This is a genomic window from Aureimonas sp. D3, from assembly GCF_001463805.1.
Taxonomy (GTDB): Bacteria; Pseudomonadota; Alphaproteobacteria; order Rhizobiales; family Rhizobiaceae; genus Aureimonas; species Aureimonas ureilytica_A.
Genome location: NZ_BBWM01000052.1, coordinates 55,590 through 73,025 on the forward strand (window position 1 = coordinate 55,590; position 17,436 = coordinate 73,025).

Here is a 17,436-nt window from a genome sequence, read left to right on the forward strand (position 1 = left end):
GATGCCGGTCACATCGCCTCATTGAGAAGCGTGAGCAGCCTTGTCGGCATTTCGTTTACGCGTTTCCGCAGCCTTCTTGGCCGAGGCCGAACGCTCGGCGGCGCTTCGTGACGCGCTCGCCTTGCCACCCCTCTCGCCACCCTTGTGCGACGACGCGTGCGTATCGGGATGGCCGCGCCCCGATCCGCTCTTGTTGCCTCCGCCGCTGTCTTTGTTCACGGTGGCCCAAGCCCGGCGCTCCGCTTCCGCCTCGGGTACGCCGCGCTCTTCATAGCCATCCGCGATATGCTCGGCCTTTCGCTTCTGCTTGTCGGTGTATTTCGACTTGTCGCCTTGGGGCATGGTGATCTCCCTGCTCGCTTGAACCTCAAGGCGACAACTGGAAGGCTTTGGGCCGGTTCCCCATCGGGTCTTGGCGGAGCTACTCCATATTCGTGTGCCGGGCGCGCATCGTCTCGCTGGACTCTCCTAGCAAGGTCTTCAGCTTCAGCACCATCACCTCGAACAGAACGAAGAGCGCGCCCTCGAAAAGCGAGCCCATGGGCAGAACCGAGGAAGCATTGGCGCCCTGATCGTCCGCCATGGTTTGGGCCGGTATGGTTAACACATGATCGGCCAAAGCGGGCACGCGGCCGGAGGGCTGCGCGGTGACGACCACGATCTTCGCGCCGGCCGCCTTCGCGACGCCGATCAGCGCCAGAGACGTCGAGATTTCGCCGGGTCCACACACAACGAGGAATACATCCCCCTCGCCCAGAGCCGGTACCGTCATGTCGCCCACGACCGAGACCGACCGGCCGAGGTGGAACAGGCGCATGGCGAAACCCTTGAGCTGAAGCCCTTCGCGCCCGCCCGCATAGGTGCAGATATGACGCGCATTCGCGACGAGCCGGCAGGCTTCGTCCACTCGCGCGTCATCGATGCCGGACACGGCGCCGGCAAGCTCATCGATCGCAGACCGATACAAATCGCTCATGTCTATCCCCTCAGACGATGCCGCCGCCAGAGCCGCGCGAAGCCGGGCGCTCCTGCGACACACGCTGCCGATAGCCGCTCGTGCGGTACGCGGCGATCGGATCGATGGCGCCGCCCGCTTCCGACCGCGCCTTGGCGAGGATCGGCTCCACATCGAAGCGGAAGCCGGCTTTCAGCGTTTCGGAGGCCATGAGCGCGTCGTTCTCGTCCTGAAAGCCGCGCAGGGCCGCGCGATCCACCAGCAGCGCCTGCGCATAGGCGCGGCGGATTTCGCCGGCCGTACGGATCAGGCTTTCGATCGGGTCGGTGACGTTGTGCGACTGGTCGATCATGTAGGACGGACCCAGCGCGTCCAACCGTGCGCCGGCTTCCACCAGTTCGTTGAAGACGAGGAAGAGACGGAACGGATCGATCGAGCCGGCGTCGAGATCGTCGTCGCCATATTTGGAATCGTTGAAGTGGAAGCCGCCAAGCTTGCGGGAGTGAATGAGCCGAGAGACGATCTGCTCGATATTCACATTCGGTGCGTGGTGTCCGAGATCCACGAGGCAGAAGGCTTTCTCGCCCAGTTCCACCGCCGTCAGGTAGCTCGTGCCCCAGTCTTGCACCACCGTCGAATAGAACGCCGGCTCGTACATCTTGTGTTCCGAGAAGATGCGCCAGTCGGCGGGCAGACCCTTCGTGATCTCCTTCATCGCACCCAGATAACGCTCGAAGGACCGGCCGAGATCGCTCTGCCCGGGGAAGTTCGACCCGTCACCGATCCAGACGGTCAGCGCCTTGGAGCCGATCGCTTCGCCGATCGATACGGTTTCGAGATTGTGCTCCACGGCTTGCTGCCGTACGGCTGCGTCCGTATGCGACAGTGAGCCATACTTGTAGGACAGTGGCTGTCTCGGATCGTCGGGGTGATCCTGAAACGTATTGGAGTTCATCGCATCGAAGCCGAGCCCCAGTTCCTCGGCCTTGGCGCGCAGGTCGGCGGGCTCGGCCTTGTCCCAGGGGATATGCAGCGAGACGGCGGGAGTGGCGCGGCCGAGGTCGTTGATCACGGCACAGTCGTCCAGCTTCTCGAAGATGCCGCGCGGCTCGCCGCCGCCCGGGAAGCGAGCAAAGCGCGTACCGCCGGTCCCGACGCCCCAGGAGGGAATGGCGACCGTGAAGCCCGCGACCTTCCGCTTGATGTCGTCGATCGCAATGCCGCGTCGGTCCAGTCGCGCACCGAGCGCGGCGTAGTCGGCCTCCAGTGCCTCTTGGAACTGCTCGTTGCTCTTGTCGATAACGTCTCGATCGATCCGTGCGGCCATGCGCCGTCCTCCCCTGCCTTGGTGAAACTGCCCGGCCTCGTCTCCCGGCCGGGCGTGGTCTCTGGTTTCGGTGCCGATCAGCGCGTGAACGAGATCTGGTTGCCCGCGTCCACATTCACGATATTGCCGGTGGACTTGGCCGACAGGTCGCTCGCGAGGAAGTAGACCGCTTCCGCGATGTCCTCCGGGAAGACCGAACGCTTCAGGAGCGAGCGCTGACGATAGTGCTCCTCCAGCTGCTCCTCGCCGATCTTGGAGGACGCCGCGCGCTGCTCGCGCCACTCGCCGCTCCAGATCTTGGAGCCGCGCAGCACGGCGTCGGGGTTCACGGTGTTCACGCGGATGCCGGCCTCCGCGCCCTCCAGGGCGAGGCAGCGCGCCAGATGGATTTCCGCAGCTTTCGCCGTGCAATAAGCGGACGCGCCGGCGGAGGCCGCCAGACCGTTCTTCGAGGCGATGAAGACGATGGAGCCGCCAAGCTTCTGTCTGCGGAACAGCCGGAAGGCCTCGCGCGAGACGAGGAAATAGCCGGTCGCGAGAATGTCGATATTGCGGTTCCAGACCTCGAGAGTCGTATCCTCGATCGGCGAGGCCGAAGCGATGCCGGCGTTTGACACGAGAATGTCGAGGCCGCCAAAAGCCGTAGCGGCATCCTCGAAAGCCTTCGCGACCGCCGCCTCGTCGGTGACATTGGCGATGACGCCGCGCACCTGATCGGCTCCGAAGCGCTTGGCGAAATCGGCCCTTGCCGCGTCCAGCGCGCCGGCATCGATATCGGCTAGCACCACGCAGGCGCCCTCGCCCATCAGCCGCTCGGCTGTCGCGCGGCCGATGCCGCCGGCCCCGCCCGTTACGAAGGCGATGCGCCCGGCCAGCGATTTGGGCTTGGGCATACGCTGAAGCTTGGCCTCTTCCAGAAGCCAATACTCGATGTCGAAGGCTTCCTGCTCGGGCAGGCCCCGATAGGTGTCGACGCCGGATGCCCCGCGCATGACGTTGATGGCATTGACGTAGAACTCCGAGGCGATGCGCGCCGTCGCCTTATCCTTGGCAAACGACAGCATGCCGACGCCCGGAACGAGATAGATCACCGCGTTCGGATCGCGGATCGCCGGGCTGTTGTCGTGGCGGCAGCGCTCGTAATAGGCGCGATAGCCTTCGCGATAGGCTTCTACGGCCACATCCAGACCGCAGACCAGGGCATCCAGATCGCCGTTGTACGGCAGGACGAGCGGGCGGATCTTGGTGCGCAGGAAATGGTCGGGGCAGGATGTGCCGAGCGCGGCGAGCTCCTCCAGACGGTTCGAGCCGACGAATTCGAGAACGGCCGGTGAATCGTCGAAATGGCCGATCTTGCGCTCTTCGACGCCGATCCGCGCGCGGATTTCCGGCATGAGCCGCGCGGCGACCTGCCGGCGCTCGGCCACATCACGCGCCGGCCATTTCTCACCGCCGAAAGCCGGCTTGCCGGCCAGTTGTCCATCGAACCACTCGATGGCGCGATTGATGATGCGAAGCGTCGTCTCGTAGCACTCCTTCGCGGTCTCGCCCCAGGTGAAGAGGCCATGGCTTTCCAGGACGACACCCTTAGCGTGCGGGTTTTCCGCCGCGAAGCGCGAGAGGTCGAGCCCGAGCTGGAAGCCTGGACGACGCCAGGGCAACCAGCCGATCTCCTCGCCATAGATGTCTCGCGTCAGCTCGCGCGAGCGCCCGGTCGCCGCGATGGCAATCACCGCATCGGGATGCATGTGATCGACATGGGGGTACGGGAGATAGGCGTGCAGCGGCGTGTCGATGGAGGACGCGCGCGGGTTGAGATTGAAGGTACAGTGGCTGAGCAGGCCTACCATCTCGTCCTCATGCTCCGGCCCGCGATAGATGCCGCGCAGCTGCTCGAGCTTGGACTGGTAGAGCGTCGCGAAGCCGTCCAGCTTCATCGTGCCGACATCGCCGCCCGAACCCTTGACCCAGAGGACGGTGACGGTCTCACCGGTGAGCGGATCGCGTTCTTCGACCTTGGCCGAGGTGTTGCCACCGCCGTAATTGGTGATGCGCTTGTCCGAACCGAGAAGGTTCGAGCGATAGAGCAGTCGCTCCGACTCGCTCATGCCCGCCGCCTTGGCGTCGTCCCAGCGATTGTCCAAAAGCTTGGTGGTCATGGGCGAAAGCCTCCTCCTTCGGCAGCCGCGAAAGCCTCTCGCGACGGCGCGAACCATCCGCTCGCAATCCCCATCTGTCAACAGGATCGATCAAGTTCGATCATGTTGCGTTGCACAATGATTATTCGTGATCGAAGATGATTGACAGAAGACTGATAAGAGCGGAACGTCAGGTTCGGGAGGACAGGGAATGCACGAGCGGGAGCGTCATCGCATGATCCTGAGCGCCATTGAAGGGCGCTCGGTGGCGACCGTTCAGGACTTCGCCGCGCTGACGGGCGCCTCGGAAGCGACGGTCCGCCGTGACATCGCGCTGCTCGATTCGCAGAAGAAGCTCAGGCGCGTGCGGGGCGGCGCGGAAGCCTTGAAACAGGCTTTGCCTCGCGCCGTCTCCGGCGAAAGCTTCGGCACGCTCCAGACCCGCAACGCGCAGCAGAAGCTCGCCATCGCCCGCGAGGCCGCGCGCCTATGCGAGGATGACAGCGCCATCATCATCAATGGCGGCTCGACCACGTTCGGCATGGTGCATTACCTCACGGGGCTCCGTTTGCAGGTGCTGACCAATTCCTTTCCGATCGCCGAGCATCTCCTTCAGCATTCACAATGCGGCGTCCTGCTGCCGGCCGGCGCGGTCTATCGCGAGCAGGGCCTGATCCTCTCGCCGTTCGACGCGGACGGGATCGCGCATTTCCGCGCAAGGCGCATGTTCATGGGCGCGCAGGGCATTTCGCCGCTGGGCTTCGCGGAATCGGACCCGCTCATCATCCAGTCCGAACAGCGCCTCATGCGGCAGGCCGATGAGCTGGTGATCCTGGCCGATGCCAGCAAATTCGCCGATCGCTCCAGCTTCATCATCGCGCCGCTGGAGCGGGCCGACATCCTCATCACCGACGAGCGGATCGACGACCGCTCCGCTGCCATGATCGAAAGCGCCGGGCTTCGCCTGATCGTGGCAGTGCTGGAGCCCAAGGGCGAGCCACCGAGGAGCGAGTCATGAGCGCCGACAGCGTGGAAACCTACGCCTTCCGTATGCGGCTTCACCCTCACCAGGCGGACGCGTACAAAGCGCGACACGATGCCATTCCGGCCGAACTCGTCGCCCTGCTGCGCGAGGCCGGCGTCAGCGACTATTCGATCTTTCTCGACCCCGAGACGAACTGCCTCTTCGGCGTCCTGAAGCGCCCGCGCGATCACGGCATGGCGGCCTTGCCGGACCATCCCGTGATGCAGCGCTGGTGGGCCGCGATGGCCGATATCATGGACACCCATCCCGGAAACGAGCCCGTGGCCGTGCCGCTCGTGCCGATGTTTCATATGGATTGAGCCATGAGCGATGCGCCCCGCTTCGTCGCCGTCGTCGATATCGGAAAGACCAATGCCAAGCTGGTGCTGCACGACCTCAGCGAGCGGTGCGACCTCGCTGTCCGTTCGCGCCCTAACATCATCCGGCAAGACGGTCCCTATCCGCATTACGATACGGACGCGCTTTTCGCCTTTCTGATCGAAAGTCTCGCCGCCTTCTCAACCGAGCCCAGGCTGGACGCCATCTCGATCACTGCGCACGGTGCTTCGGTCGCTTTGGTCGGAGGCGAGGACCTAGCCCTTCCCGTGATCGACTACGAGGCGCCGCTGGAGGGAAGCGAAGCCTATGATGCGATCCGGCCAAACTTTGCCGAAACGCTGTCCCCCGCCATGGCGAACGGATTGAATGTCGGGCGTCAGCTTTTCTGGCTCCAGACCCGCTTTCCCGAACGCTTCGCCGCGACCCGGCACATTCTCACCTATCCACAATATTGGGCCTATCGGCTGACGGGCTTGGCGGCCTGCGAGGCGAGTTCGCTGGGAAGCCACACCGACCTCTGGTCGCCCGAGCGCGGTGACTTCTCCTCGCTGGTGGATCGAATGGGCTGGCGCGCTCTGTTTGCGCCGCTGCGCAGCGCCTTCGATCGTTTGGGTCCGTTGAAGTCGGACCTCGCCGAACGGATCGGCTTGGGGGGGCAAGAAATCCCTGTCTTCTGTGGCATTCACGATTCCAACGCATCGCTTCTGCCTCATCTCCTGACGCGGCAGGCCCCTTTCGCCGTCCTGTCCACGGGAACCTGGGTCGTCGGATTCTCCATTGGCGGTGAAGCGAAAGCGTTCGATCCCGACCGGAACATGCTGGCCTATGTCGATGCCTTCGGCCGCCCGGTGCCCTCGGCCCTGTTCATGGGCGGGCGCGAATTCGACATCCTGACGGACCGCTCGCCGGAAACGCCGGGAGACGACGTGGTGAAAGCCGTGATGGCGCGCGGGCTGATGGTGACACCGCCGATCACAACGGGAACTGGCCCATTCCCGCACGGCCAGGGCGGTTGGTCGCACCCGTCTCACAACCTATCGGCGGCCGAGCGTACCGCCACTGCGAGCCTTTACGTGGCTCTGATGGCCTATGAAAGCCTTACGTTGATCGGCGCGGCGGGGCCGACCATCGTGGAAGGGCCGTTCGCGCGCAACGCGCTGTTCCTGCGGGCGCTCGGAGGCCTGACGGGTCGGCCGGTTTTCGCACCGACGCAGGGCACGGGCACCAGCGCGGGCGCCGCGCTTCTGGCGTCGGGGCGCGACGGCGCAAAGCCACAAGGGCCTGATGACACGCCGCTAGCGCTCGCGTCTTTGCCGGGTCTGTCCGACTACGCGGCGCGTTGGCGCGAGCGGCTGAATGCGATGGAGGGCATATCGCCATGAGCATGTCCGCGTCACGCGCGCTTATGCTGGAGCCGACGCCACCGAACGGGCCGGCCTTGGAGGTGATTCTCTGCGGACCGCGCGAGTCCTTCCGCTGGGCCACGCATGATTATCCGCATCACCTCGCCAAATGGCACTGCCACCCGGAATACGAGTTGCATCTCATCCGTGAGAGCTCCGGCCGCATGATGATCGGGGATCATGTCGGCCCGTTCGAGGCCGGAAGCCTGATCCTGACCGGGCCGAACCTCCCGCACAATTGGGTCAGCGCCATTGAGCCCGGCACAAGCTTACGCGAGCGCGACGTGCTGGTGCAGTTCAGCGGCGAGATCGCGGATCGTCTGTCCCACGCCTTTGCTGAGTTCGCCGAGGTCGCCGCCCTGCTGCAGGAGGCGGCTTTCGGCGTCGAGTTCATCGGCGAGACGGCCGAACGAGGGCGCAAGAAACTTTGCGACATCGGCGAGTTGGAAGGTCCGCATCGACTGCTCGCATTTCTGAGCCTGATGGCAGACCTCGCCACCTGCCGGGCGGAACGGCGCACGCTATCGAGATGCGCGCCCGCGCTTGGCCTTCACACCAGCGCCTCGCGCAAGCTGGAGCGCGTGATCGCGTTTCTGGGCGCGCATTTCCGCCGAGACATCGCGCTGCAGGAAGCCGCGGATGTCTGCAACATGGAGGCGACAGCCTTCTCGCGCTTCTTCAAGCATCAGACCGGACACAATTTTTCGGCCTATGTGAACCATCTGCGCGTGCAGGCCGCCTGTCAGCTTCTCGCCACCAGCGACAAGTCGATCACCGATATCTGCTTTGAAACCGGCTTCAACAACACTGCCAATTTCAACAGGCGATTCTTCATGGTCTGCGGAGAGACGCCCAGCGGTTACAGGGCAACGACACGCCGTATCCAGCGCCCTCCCCTGATGCAGCGTGCAACAGCCTAGCCCGAAGAAACGCAAGAAAGTTTGGAAACCCGCCTGAATTGGTGTCGCGATCCGCGACGAGGCTGCATAGCATCCATTCCAACACTGCATGACAAGGAGAGGCCATCGGATGTCTTCCGTCGCCCCTGTTCCTACGGTCGATCCGACCGACCAGCGCGCCCTCGTGCTCGAAGCCAAGGACCAGCTTTCGCTTCGCGATTTCCAGCTGGACGAGCCGCTCGGGCCTCACGACGTTCGCATCGCCATCCACACGGTCGGTATCTGCGGCTCGGACGTGCATTACTACACCCATGGCGCTATCGGCCCCTTCGTGGTGCGCGAGCCCATGATCCTCGGCCATGAGGCGTCCGGGATCGTGACCGAGACCGGCTCGGCGGTGACGACGCTGAAAGCCGGCGACCGCGTCTGCATGGAGCCCGGCATTCCCGATCCGAACGGGCGCGCGACGCGGCTTGGCCTCTACAATCTCGATCCCGCCGTGCGCTTCTGGGCCACACCGCCGATCCATGGCGTGTTGCGCCCGAGCGTCGTGCATCCGGAAGCCTTCACCTTCAAACTGCCCGATAACGTGACCTTCGCCGCCGCCGCCATGGTGGAACCCCTGGCGGTGGGCGTTCATGCCGTCACCAAGGCCAAGGCCGCGCCCGGCCATATCGCGGTCGTGATCGGCGCCGGACCGATCGGTCTTGTCACGGTGCTCGCCGCGCTCGCAGGCGGCTGCGCGCATGTGATCGTCAGCGATGTGGACGACACGAAGCTCGAGATCGCTCGCAAGCTCGGCTCGGTCTCCACTGTCAACGTGTCGCGCGAAAACCTAGCCGAGGTCGTGAAGGCCCGCACCGAGGGTTGGGGCGCGGATGTGATCTACGAATGCGCCGGCTCCGAGCGGGCGATCGCCGATATTTTCGAACCGCTCTGCCCCGGCGGCGTGGTGGTCTTCGTCGGCATCCCGCTGTCCAACCCCGCCTATAACGTGTCGGCCGCCATGCTGAAGGAAGCGCGGGTCGAGCACGTGTTCCGCTATGCCCATGTCTTCCCGAGATGCGTGGCGATGCTGGCCTCCGGCGCGATCGACGTCTCGCCCCTCATCACGCGGACCTATCCGTTCGAGAAGAGCGTCGAGGCGTTTCAGGACGCCGCGTCCGCCCCCAAGGGGCAGGTCAAGATGCAGATCACCATGGGTCTCCCCGGCGCATAGCGCCGGCCTACCGGCCGCGATCACGAAAGCTTTGGGAGGAGCCCTATGAATTTCGAAGGTAAGACCGTCATCGTCACGGGCGCAGGCAAGGGCATCGGCCGGCGCACGGTGGAGCTTCTGACGCAGCGCGGCGCCAAGGTCGTCGCGCTATCCCGCTCACAGGCCGATCTCGACAGTCTCGCCGCCGAGACAGGCGCGCGCGGCCTCAGCGTCGATCTCGGCAACGCCGCGGAGACACGTCGGATCACCGCCGAGGCCCTGCCGGCCGACATGCTGGTCAATTGCGCGGGCATCAACATTCTCGAACCGTTCCTGGAGATGAAGGACGAGTCCTTCGACACGGTTCAGGCCGTGAACGTGCGCTCGGCCGCTATCGTCTCGCAGGTCTTCGCGAGGGATCTGGTCGCCCGAAAGGCCAAGGGCGCGATCGTCAACGTCTCGTCCATCTCGTCCTTTCTCGGCTTTCGCGATCACGCCGCCTATTGCGCCTCCAAGGGCGCGATGGATGGGCTGACGCGGGTCATGGCGAACGAGTTGGGGCCGCACGGCATTCGCGTCAATTCCGTGGCGCCTGGCATTACCTTGACCGATCTCGCCCGCGTCGCCTGGGAAGCGCCGGAGAAGGGCGGCCCCATGCTGGCACGCACCCCGATCGGTCGTTTCGCCGAAACCGAGGACGTGGCGGAGGTCATCCTGTTCCTCTTGAGCGACGCGGCGGCCATGCTGACCGGCGTGACGCTGCCGATCGACGGAGGCTTCCTTGCCAACTGACGCCGCGCCCATCATCGCGCTGCGTGGCGTCGAGAAGTCCTTCGGCCCGGTCCAGGTGCTGCGCGGCGTCGATTTCGATCTGCGCGCCGGCGAGGTCCATGCTCTGATGGGCGAGAATGGCGCGGGCAAGTCCACCATGATCCGCCTCATGTCGGGGGCCCATCAGCCCAATTCCGGCACGGTGGAAGTGGACGGCGCGCCCGTACGTTTTTCAGGCCCCGGTGAGGCGAAGGCGTCCGGCATCGCCGTCGTCCATCAGGAGCTCCTTCTGTTTCCGGCGATGACGGTGGCTGAGAACATCTTTCTCGGCCATGCGCCCAAGACCGGGCGCGGCCTGATCGACTGGAACGAGATGCGCCGCAAGGCGCGCGCCATTCTGGACCGGCTCGACTGCCCCGATCTGGACGTGGACGAGAAGGTCTCCCGCCTCTCGGTCGCCAACCGGCAGCGCGTCGAGATCGCCCGCGCCCTGTCGCGCGACGCGCGCGTTCTCATCATGGACGAGCCGACGGCCGCGCTCGCCGAGGCCGATGTGCGCCGGCTGCTCGATGTCGTGCGCTCGCTGCGGGCGGAGGGTGTCGGCATCATCTATGTCAGCCACCGCATGAACGAGATTTTCGAAATCTCGGACCGCATCACGGTGTTGCGCGATGGCAAGACGATCGACACGCGCGCCGCCAATGACGTGACCGAAGCCGCCCTCGTCTCCATGATGGTCGGCCGCGACATTCACCAGCTCTTCCCCAAGGACACGATTCCGCTCGGCGAAACGGTGCTGGAGGTCAAGAACCTCGCTCATGCCGGCAAGGTCAGCGACGTGTCCTTTTCCGTGCGCGCGGGCGAGATTCTCGGCATTGCCGGCCTCGTCGGCTCGGGGCGAACGGAGCTGGCGCAAACCATCTTCGGCGTGACGCCGGCGACCTCGGGCGACATCCTGATCGACGGACAAGCGGTCACGGTCGGCAGCGTGCGCGAGGCCATCGCCCATCGTATTGCCTATGTGCCGGAGGACCGCGCCCAGCACGGCCTCGTGCGCCCGCAGACGATCCGCGAAAACGTCTCCATGGCGATCCTGAACCGGCTGACCCGGCGCGGCGTGGTCGATACCACGCGCGAAACGGCGATCGCAGCCGACGCCATCCAGCGCTTCGCGATCCGCGCACGCGGCCCCGGGCAAGTCGTGGCCCAGTTGTCGGGCGGCAATCAGCAGAAGGTGGTGATCGCCAAATGGCTCGCCACCGATCCTCGCATTCTCATTCTCGATGAGCCGACGCGCGGCGTCGATGTCGGGGCCAAGACCGAAATCCATAAGCTGATGAACCAACTCGCCGCCCAAGGCCTCGCCATCATCATGATCTCCAGCGAATTGCCGGAAGTGCTCGGCATGAGCGACCGCGTGCTGGTGATGAATGGCGGGCGCATGTCCGCGATCCTGCCACGCAGCGAGGCGACGCCCGAGGTGGTCGGCTCGGCCATGATGACGGGACACGCCGCATGACCGGCCCTTCTCTTTCCCGCCGCCTGTCCGGCTCGGGGCAGGAAATCCTGCTGCTGCTGGCCATCGTCGCTCTGTTTCTCGTGGTCGGCTGGCTCAACCCGCGCTTTGTCTCGCAGAACAACCTGACCTCGATCTTCGTCGGCAACGCCTATATCGCGGTCGCCGCGATCGGCATGTCCATGGTCATCATCTCCGGCCATATCGACGTATCCGTCGGCGCGCTGATCGGGGTTCTCGCGACGGTCAGCGGCCTTCTCGTCACCAATGGCTATCCTGTCTGGGTGGCCTGGCTGCTACCCGTCTTGATCGGCGGGGCGGTCAATGCGCTGCTCGGCGCCGTCATCGCCTATCTCAAGGTGCCCTCAATCATCGCGACACTCGCCATGCTCTCGATCCTGCGCGGCGGGCTCATCACGGCCACGGGCGGTGCCTGGATTTCCGGCCTGCCACCGGAGTTCCAGCTCGCGCAATTTCGCCTTTTCGACATCCCCTCGCCCGTCTGGTTCATGGTGGTGATGACGATCGTCGCGGCCTTCCTCTTGCGCTCTACCGCCTTCGGGCGCTCGATCTACGCGGTCGGCGGCAATGGCGAGGCGGCGGAAGCCGAGGGCATCCCCTATAACCGAACGATCGTGAAGGTCTTCACCATTCACGGCATGATCGCTGGGGTATCTGCCATTCTCTTCGCGACGCAGCTTCAGGTGATCCAGTCCACCGTTCCGAACGGGCTCGAACTCATCATCATCACGGCTTCGGTGGTCGGCGGCGTCTCGATCCTAGGCGGCATCGGCACGGTGACCGGCTCGACGCTGGCGGCCATTCTCTTCGCAGCCATCGGCTCGTCGCTGATCTTCCTGAACGTCTCGGCCTACTGGCTGCGCGCGGTTCAGGGCATTCTGATCCTCGCCACCGTGCTCATCGACATGGCGCGGCGCGGGCGGACGGGCTGAGGAGGTATATCATCATGGCTCTTCGCTCTCTTCTCCGCCACGAGGCGCTTCTGGCCCTCATCCTCGCTGTCGCGCTCGCGGTTCTCGCCGTCGACAACGAGCGCTTCTTCACCGCAGCCAACCTCCTCAACCAGGGTCGCCTGATGACGGAGGTCGGGCTGATCGCGGTGGTGATGACCTTCGTCATCATCACGGGCGGCATCGATCTCTCGGTCGGGTCCATCCTTGGGCTCTGCGCCATTCTGGTCGGTGTGTTCTGGAAGACGCTCGGCTTGCCACTGCCCGTCGCCATAGTGCTCTGCCTCGTGGTCGGGACGCTCGCCGGGTTTGTGAACGGGCTGATCGTCACGCGCTTCCGCGTGCCACCTTTGATTGCGACGCTGGCGACGCTCGCCCTTTATCGCGGTCTGGCGGAAGGCATCAGCCAGGCCCAGTCGATCCGCGGCTACCCGTCTTGGTTCTTCGTACTGGGTCAGGGCAATGTTCTGGGCGTGCCGACGCAACTCTGGCTACTCGCCATCGTCGCCCTCGTCGGCTTCTTCATCCTGCGCTTCACGGCTTTCGGCCGCGCCACCTATGCCATCGGCAACAACGAGATGGGCGCGGAGTTTTCGGGCATCGACGTGGTGCGCACGAAGCTTCTAATCTACTCGGCTTCGGGCTTCGTCTCGGCGCTTGCCGCCCTCGTCTTCGTGTCTCGCGTCTCCACCACGCGCTCGGACATGGGCACGGGCATCGAACTCGACGTGATCACTGCGGTGGTTCTCGGTGGCACCTCGATCTTCGGCGGGCGCGGGCTCGTGGTCGGGACGCTGATCGGCCTGTGCCTCGTGCAGGTTCTGAAGAACGGCCTCGCGCTGTCGGGCGTCAAAGGCGACGGCACGATCGTCATCATCGGGTTCGTGCTGATCGCGGCCGTTCTCGTTTCCAATCTTCTTCGTCGCTATTCCAGCGATTGAGAGTGGCCTTCGGCCCCTCGGGAGGGGGTCGGTTCACAACCGTTCCATTTGGGAGGAATAACAATGCGCACCATGCTCGCCCTGCTTCTGGGCACCAGCCTTCTCACCGCTCCGGCCATGGCGCAGAGCGCCTGGACCGGCGGCGACGGCGCGCCGGCCAATCCGCTCGCCTGCGACGCCTCGGTCACGCCCGTTCCCCCTGGCGAATACAATGGCGGCACGCCGACCGGCGCGCCCGATCGCAAGGGCAAGCCGCTCAAGGTGGTCGATATTCCGAAGCTCGTGGGCGTCGGCTATTTCAACTCGACTGCGCAGGGCATTCAGGAAGCCGCCAAGGAAACCGGCTCGATGACCGTCACGACCGACGGTCCGACCAAGGCCAATATCGACGAGCAGATCACCTTCATCGACAATTACATCACGTCGGGCGTGGACGGCATTCTCTTCGCCGCGAACGATCCGGTGGCCATCGCGCCGGTTCTGAAGCGTGCGCTGGAAGCGGGCATCAACGTCGTCGGCTATGACGCGGATGCGGAAGCCGACGCGCGCCAGTGGTTCGTCAATCAGGCGCAGCCGAACGGCGTCGCCAAGGCGCTCATCGATCAGCTAGCCTCCGAAGTCGGCGAAGACGCCTCCTTCGCCATCGTCACCTCGACCTTCACGACGCCCAACCAGTCCCGCTGGATCAGCGAGATGCAGGGCTATGCCGAGAAGTGCCACCCGAAGCTGAAGTTCCTGGAGACGGTGGAAGCGCAGGAGGACAACATCCTGTCCTTCAATCAGGCGCAGACGCTAATCAACAAATATGGCGACGAGTTGAAGGGCATCCTCGGCATGACCTCGGTCGCGACGCCCGCCGCCGCCGAAGCCGTTCAGCAGAACAAGCTCTGCGGCAAGGTGTCGGTGGTCGGCCTCGCCCTCCCCAACGCGATGAAGCCCTATATCAACGGCGACTGCATCAAGTCGACGGTGCTTTGGTCGACCGTGGATCTCGGCTATGCCGCAGGCCTCGCCATGCGCGCGGTTGCGGACGGCACGTTGAAGCCGGGCGACACGAGCTTCAAGGCCGGGCGTCTGGGCGATCTACAGATCGTCAACCAGAGCCAGATTCTGCTCGGCGCGCCGAAGGTCTTCACCAAGGCCGACATCAACAACTTCGACTTCTAAAACCGAACATGGCGCGGCTTTTCGAAGCCGCGCCACCTAGCCTCAATCCGATGGCTCGACCTGTCCGCGATGCTGAAGCCAGCGCGCCATGAGCAGGCAGAGAAAGGCCCAGGTCGCGCCGGCGCACCAACCGGCCAGAACGTCGGTGGGGTAATGCACCCCAAGATAAACCCGGCTCGCACCGATAAGCAGCGTCAGCACGACCGCGACGCCGATGAGATAGGCCCGCATCACGAAGCGCTCTTCCGTTCGCGCAAGCAGTGCGCCGAGCGTCAGATAGGTGACGGCCGAAAGCATGGCGTGCCCGCTCGGGAAGGACAGGCTGTGAACGTCCACGAGATGGCCGACGACATCCGGCCTTTGCCGGTCGAAGAAAACCTTCAGCACATTCGACAAAGCCGTTCCGCCCACCACCGCTCCGAAGACGAGCAGCGCAGCGGCGCGCTTGCCGTTGAGCAGCAGATAGGCGACGGCCGCGACGAGGATCATGGTCAGGACGGTATAGCCGCCGAGCGCAGTGATATCCCGCAGCGCCGCTTCCAGCCAGAACGGGCCGATCGGATCGTCCGGTCGGCCGGGCTCGCGCAAGGCGCGCAGGATCGCGTCGTCGAAGGCGTGCGTATCCCCTTCCCGCACCTCGCCGGCAATGGACAGAAATCCGAACAGTCCGCCGGACAAGCCGACGAGCCAAAGCAGGAGCTTGGCTTCGATCCGGCCAAGGATCGGCAGGCGGCGAAAACGGGACGAAGAGGGCGCGCCGGGCGCGGTCGATCGATCGGTCATGCCATCGAGATATAGCCGGCTCTCGAGCCGGCGAGAGGGAGAGCCGGGCCTTGGCCCGGCTCCCGCAGAATTTATTGCGCACCCTTGCTCTTCAGCCAGTCACGTAACTCGCCGATCTCGCGCTCCTGCGAGGCGACGACGTCTTCGGCGATCTTGCGGATCGTCGGGTCGTTCTCACCGCTGGCGAGATAGGCATTGGCCATGTCGATCGCGCTTTGATGATGCGGGATCATCATGCGCGCGAAATCGACGCCCGGTTGGCCGGACATCGGCATGGCGGACATATCCGCATCCATGCGCTTCATGGCCTGCATATAGGCCTGCGACGCCTCGGAATGTGCCCCGCTATGGGCGGAATGATCCTGCGCGAATGCGGGAACGCTGGTGACAGCGAGCAGAACGGAGAGAGCGATCGAGGTCCGGTTCATGGTTCAAGCCGCCATCTTCCGGCATTCGTCCGCGCAATGGCGGCAGGCCGCGACGCAGGCGTCCATATCGCCCACACGCTCGCAATCATCCGCGCAGGCCGCACAGATCTCGGCGCAGGCCGAGCAGGAATGCCGGTGCGCATCCGTTCCCAGAAGCATCAGATGCGCCGACGCCCGGCACATCTCCGCGCAGGCGAGCATCAACCGAAAATGCGCGGGCTCCGTATGCGGGCCGCCCGCCTCCAGGCAATGATGCGAGGCGGAGGAGAGGCAGGTCTTGTAGCAATCGAGGCAGGCGTCGATGCAGGCCTGCATATCCATTTTCATGGGGTTCATCGTGAAATCCTTTGAATGGCGGGGGTCCGCTCGGCGTCGGTGTGGCGCTCGAGGTCTGGACCGGGAATAAAACGGGGCTCGAAGACTTTCAGGCTCGCGGCGGTGGCGCGAGAACGGGCGGCGTCACCCCGTGTGGGGCGATCTGGAGCACGAGCGGCATACGAGCCGAGCGCATAAGCGGCCTTGCCGCGGACAGAAGCGCGAACGGCGCGACGGGCACGCAATGAAACAAGCAGCATGGCCCGTTCATCGCACTGCCCGGAGGGGTACCATGATGGTCCGAGAGCATGGTGGCTTCGGCGCAGGGCTTGGCGGAATGAATCTGCGCGTGACCGCCTGTTGGAAAGCCCGCCGCCGCCAGCAGAAAGGCCAGCACCATGAACAGGCGAAGGCCGCAGCCGTTGAGTGCTGCGGCTTGAGAGCGTGATCTCGAGAGGGTTCGCGCGAAGGACATCGGGTTCAGACTTGTCGCGGTCCCGCTCGAAATCAAGCCGCCATCTTGGTCACATGACCCTTGCCATGCCCTTCAAAATCGCCACGTCATCCTCGAAACAGGAGCGCAGAACGGCATGAGCGAACCCAACGATCCCGACCATCCCGACACCAAGCTCACCCGTACCAAGGAAAGCTGGGCGCGCGAGGGGCGCTTCCTGACGGGCCGCCACGCCCGCCCCGAGACGGAACGTCTGCCGCCGGGTCAGCATCTCGTCAAGAACTGGCCGGTTCTCGATCTCGGCCTTCTGCCACAGGTCGACGAAAGTCAGTGGAAGCTGACGATCAACGGAGCGGTGGAGAATGTGCAGGTCTGGGATTGGACCGCCTTTCAGGCGCAGCCCCAAAGCGAGGAAGTGACGGATATTCACTGCGTCACCACATGGTCGCGCTACGACAATCATTGGAAGGGCGTTTCGACGCGCGATCTCCTGGAGATCGTAAAGCCGAAGCCCGACGCCGCCTTCGTGGTCCTGTCCTCCTATGACGGGTATACCACAAATCTTTCTCTTGAGGATTTCGCCGCGCCCGACGCGATGCTCGTTCACGCATGGGAGGGCCAGCCGCTGACGGCCGAGCATGGCGGCCCGGTGCGCCTCATGGTCCCGCATCTTTATTTCTGGAAGAGTGCGAAATGGTTGCGCGGCATCGAGTTCCGCAACCGCGACCAGCCGGGCTTCTGGGAGGTGCGTGGCTATCATAATCGCGGCGACCCCTGGGCCGAGGAGCGCTATTCCGACTAATCCGA

At 64.5% G+C, this 17,436-nt stretch carries 18 protein-coding genes; 11 read left to right on the plus strand and 7 right to left on the minus strand.

Features of this window, described 5'->3' with window-relative positions:
* Window positions 1–18: 18 nt before the first annotated feature.
* The 4 genes from AUL36_RS15285 to AUL36_RS15300 all read right to left on the minus strand — a co-directional run bounded on the left by AUL36_RS15285 (window position 19) and on the right by AUL36_RS15300 (window position 4,441).
* Window positions 19–342 carry a hypothetical protein gene (locus tag AUL36_RS15285; protein ID WP_062222124.1) on the minus strand — a complete coding sequence of 108 codons (324 nt, stop codon included), beginning with the start codon at window positions 340–342 and terminating at the stop codon, window positions 19–21.
* A gap of 79 nt (window positions 343–421) precedes the next feature.
* Window positions 422–976 carry an SIS domain-containing protein gene (locus tag AUL36_RS15290; protein WP_062222125.1) on the minus strand — a complete coding sequence of 185 codons (555 nt, stop codon included), beginning with the start codon at window positions 974–976 and terminating at the stop codon, window positions 422–424.
* 10 nt (window positions 977–986) lie between these two features.
* Window positions 987–2,282: an L-rhamnose catabolism isomerase gene (gene rhaI / locus AUL36_RS15295; RefSeq protein WP_062222126.1), complete on the minus strand. Its 1,296-nt coding sequence runs from the start codon at window positions 2,280–2,282 to the stop codon at window positions 987–989.
* A 77-nt stretch (window positions 2,283–2,359) separates the two neighbouring features.
* A complete protein-coding gene (locus tag AUL36_RS15300) occupies window positions 2,360–4,441 on the minus strand; it encodes a bifunctional rhamnulose-1-phosphate aldolase/short-chain dehydrogenase (RefSeq protein ID WP_062222128.1) in 2,082 nt (693 codons plus the stop codon).
* A 190-nt stretch (window positions 4,442–4,631) separates the two neighbouring features.
* On the opposite strand from AUL36_RS15300, the gene AUL36_RS15305 reads away from it, so the two are divergent.
* From AUL36_RS15305 to AUL36_RS15350, 10 genes are all read left to right on the plus strand, one after another.
* The gene (locus AUL36_RS15305; RefSeq protein WP_062222130.1) at window positions 4,632–5,438 is read left to right on the plus strand and encodes a DeoR/GlpR family DNA-binding transcription regulator; all 807 of its coding nucleotides are present in this window, start codon (window positions 4,632–4,634) and stop codon (window positions 5,436–5,438) included.
* A gap of 11 nt (window positions 5,439–5,449) precedes the next feature.
* Window positions 5,450–5,764 carry an L-rhamnose mutarotase gene (locus AUL36_RS15310; RefSeq protein ID WP_062222280.1) on the plus strand — a complete coding sequence of 105 codons (315 nt, stop codon included), beginning with the start codon at window positions 5,450–5,452 and terminating at the stop codon, window positions 5,762–5,764.
* A 3-nt stretch (window positions 5,765–5,767) separates the two neighbouring features.
* Entirely contained in the window at window positions 5,768–7,165 is a 1,398-nt protein-coding gene (locus AUL36_RS15315) for an FGGY-family carbohydrate kinase (protein WP_062222131.1), read from the plus strand.
* Window positions 7,162–8,106, plus strand: coding sequence for a helix-turn-helix domain-containing protein (locus tag AUL36_RS15320; RefSeq protein WP_082655872.1), 945 nt, complete (start codon window positions 7,162–7,164; stop codon window positions 8,104–8,106). The genes AUL36_RS15315 and AUL36_RS15320 overlap by 4 nt, the downstream gene beginning before the upstream one ends.
* A gap of 109 nt (window positions 8,107–8,215) precedes the next feature.
* Entirely contained in the window at window positions 8,216–9,304 is a 1,089-nt protein-coding gene (locus AUL36_RS15325; RefSeq protein ID WP_058600449.1) for an NAD(P)-dependent alcohol dehydrogenase, read from the plus strand.
* 45 nt (window positions 9,305–9,349) lie between these two features.
* Window positions 9,350–10,075 carry an SDR family oxidoreductase gene (locus AUL36_RS15330; RefSeq protein ID WP_062222132.1) on the plus strand — a complete coding sequence of 242 codons (726 nt, stop codon included), beginning with the start codon at window positions 9,350–9,352 and terminating at the stop codon, window positions 10,073–10,075.
* Entirely contained in the window at window positions 10,065–11,573 is a 1,509-nt protein-coding gene (locus AUL36_RS15335; RefSeq protein WP_062222136.1) for a sugar ABC transporter ATP-binding protein, read from the plus strand. Before AUL36_RS15330 ends, AUL36_RS15335 begins: the two co-directional genes overlap by 11 nt.
* On the plus strand, window positions 11,570–12,523 hold the full coding sequence (locus AUL36_RS15340; protein WP_058600446.1) for an ABC transporter permease: 954 nt from the start codon (window positions 11,570–11,572) through the stop codon (window positions 12,521–12,523). Before AUL36_RS15335 ends, AUL36_RS15340 begins: the two co-directional genes overlap by 4 nt.
* Before the next feature lie 14 nt (window positions 12,524–12,537).
* A complete protein-coding gene (locus AUL36_RS15345) occupies window positions 12,538–13,482 on the plus strand; it encodes an ABC transporter permease (protein WP_062222137.1) in 945 nt (314 codons plus the stop codon).
* A 63-nt stretch (window positions 13,483–13,545) separates the two neighbouring features.
* On the plus strand, window positions 13,546–14,649 hold the full coding sequence (locus AUL36_RS15350) for a substrate-binding domain-containing protein (RefSeq protein WP_058600444.1): 1,104 nt from the start codon (window positions 13,546–13,548) through the stop codon (window positions 14,647–14,649).
* Between the two features lie 42 nt (window positions 14,650–14,691).
* On the opposite strand, the gene AUL36_RS15355 is transcribed toward AUL36_RS15350, so the two are convergent.
* The 3 genes from AUL36_RS15355 to AUL36_RS15365 all read right to left on the minus strand — a co-directional run bounded on the left by AUL36_RS15355 (window position 14,692) and on the right by AUL36_RS15365 (window position 16,196).
* Entirely contained in the window at window positions 14,692–15,432 is a 741-nt protein-coding gene (locus AUL36_RS15355; RefSeq protein WP_062222139.1) for a phosphatase PAP2 family protein, read from the minus strand.
* Between the two features lie 71 nt (window positions 15,433–15,503).
* A complete protein-coding gene (locus AUL36_RS15360; RefSeq protein WP_062222141.1) occupies window positions 15,504–15,860 on the minus strand; it encodes a DUF305 domain-containing protein in 357 nt (118 codons plus the stop codon).
* Window positions 15,861–15,863: 3 nt separating this feature from the next.
* Entirely contained in the window at window positions 15,864–16,196 is a 333-nt protein-coding gene (locus tag AUL36_RS15365; protein WP_062222143.1) for a hypothetical protein, read from the minus strand.
* A gap of 569 nt (window positions 16,197–16,765) precedes the next feature.
* On the opposite strand from AUL36_RS15365, the gene AUL36_RS15375 reads away from it, so the two are divergent.
* On the plus strand, window positions 16,766–17,431 hold the full coding sequence (locus tag AUL36_RS15375) for a sulfite oxidase-like oxidoreductase (RefSeq protein WP_062222147.1): 666 nt from the start codon (window positions 16,766–16,768) through the stop codon (window positions 17,429–17,431).
* The last annotated feature ends 5 nt before the right edge of the window (window positions 17,432–17,436 follow it).

What these genes read in the sequence shown, in the direction of transcription:
- rhaI (WP_062222126.1), bottom strand. Translation starts at nt 2,282, where the DNA reads ATGGCCGCACGGATCGATCGAGACGTTATCGACAAGAGCAACGAGCAG.
- AUL36_RS15355 (WP_062222139.1), bottom strand. Translation starts at nt 15,432, where the DNA reads ATGACCGATCGATCGACCGCGCCCGGCGCGCCCTCTTCGTCCCGTTTT.
- AUL36_RS15350 (WP_058600444.1), top strand. Translation starts at nt 13,546, where the DNA reads ATGCGCACCATGCTCGCCCTGCTTCTGGGCACCAGCCTTCTCACCGCT.
- AUL36_RS15290 (WP_062222125.1), bottom strand. Translation starts at nt 976, where the DNA reads ATGAGCGATTTGTATCGGTCTGCGATCGATGAGCTTGCCGGCGCCGTG.
- AUL36_RS15300 (WP_062222128.1), bottom strand. Translation starts at nt 4,441, where the DNA reads ATGACCACCAAGCTTTTGGACAATCGCTGGGACGACGCCAAGGCGGCG.
- AUL36_RS15375 (WP_062222147.1), top strand. Translation starts at nt 16,766, where the DNA reads ATGAGCGAACCCAACGATCCCGACCATCCCGACACCAAGCTCACCCGT.
- AUL36_RS15360 (WP_062222141.1), bottom strand. Translation starts at nt 15,860, where the DNA reads ATGAACCGGACCTCGATCGCTCTCTCCGTTCTGCTCGCTGTCACCAGC.
- AUL36_RS15320 (WP_082655872.1), top strand. Translation starts at nt 7,162, where the DNA reads ATGAGCATGTCCGCGTCACGCGCGCTTATGCTGGAGCCGACGCCACCG.
- AUL36_RS15345 (WP_062222137.1), top strand. Translation starts at nt 12,538, where the DNA reads ATGGCTCTTCGCTCTCTTCTCCGCCACGAGGCGCTTCTGGCCCTCATC.
- AUL36_RS15365 (WP_062222143.1), bottom strand. Translation starts at nt 16,196, where the DNA reads ATGAACCCCATGAAAATGGATATGCAGGCCTGCATCGACGCCTGCCTC.
- AUL36_RS15305 (WP_062222130.1), top strand. Translation starts at nt 4,632, where the DNA reads ATGCACGAGCGGGAGCGTCATCGCATGATCCTGAGCGCCATTGAAGGG.
- AUL36_RS15330 (WP_062222132.1), top strand. Translation starts at nt 9,350, where the DNA reads ATGAATTTCGAAGGTAAGACCGTCATCGTCACGGGCGCAGGCAAGGGC.
- AUL36_RS15285 (WP_062222124.1), bottom strand. Translation starts at nt 342, where the DNA reads ATGCCCCAAGGCGACAAGTCGAAATACACCGACAAGCAGAAGCGAAAG.
- AUL36_RS15315 (WP_062222131.1), top strand. Translation starts at nt 5,768, where the DNA reads ATGAGCGATGCGCCCCGCTTCGTCGCCGTCGTCGATATCGGAAAGACC.
- AUL36_RS15325 (WP_058600449.1), top strand. Translation starts at nt 8,216, where the DNA reads ATGTCTTCCGTCGCCCCTGTTCCTACGGTCGATCCGACCGACCAGCGC.
- AUL36_RS15340 (WP_058600446.1), top strand. Translation starts at nt 11,570, where the DNA reads ATGACCGGCCCTTCTCTTTCCCGCCGCCTGTCCGGCTCGGGGCAGGAA.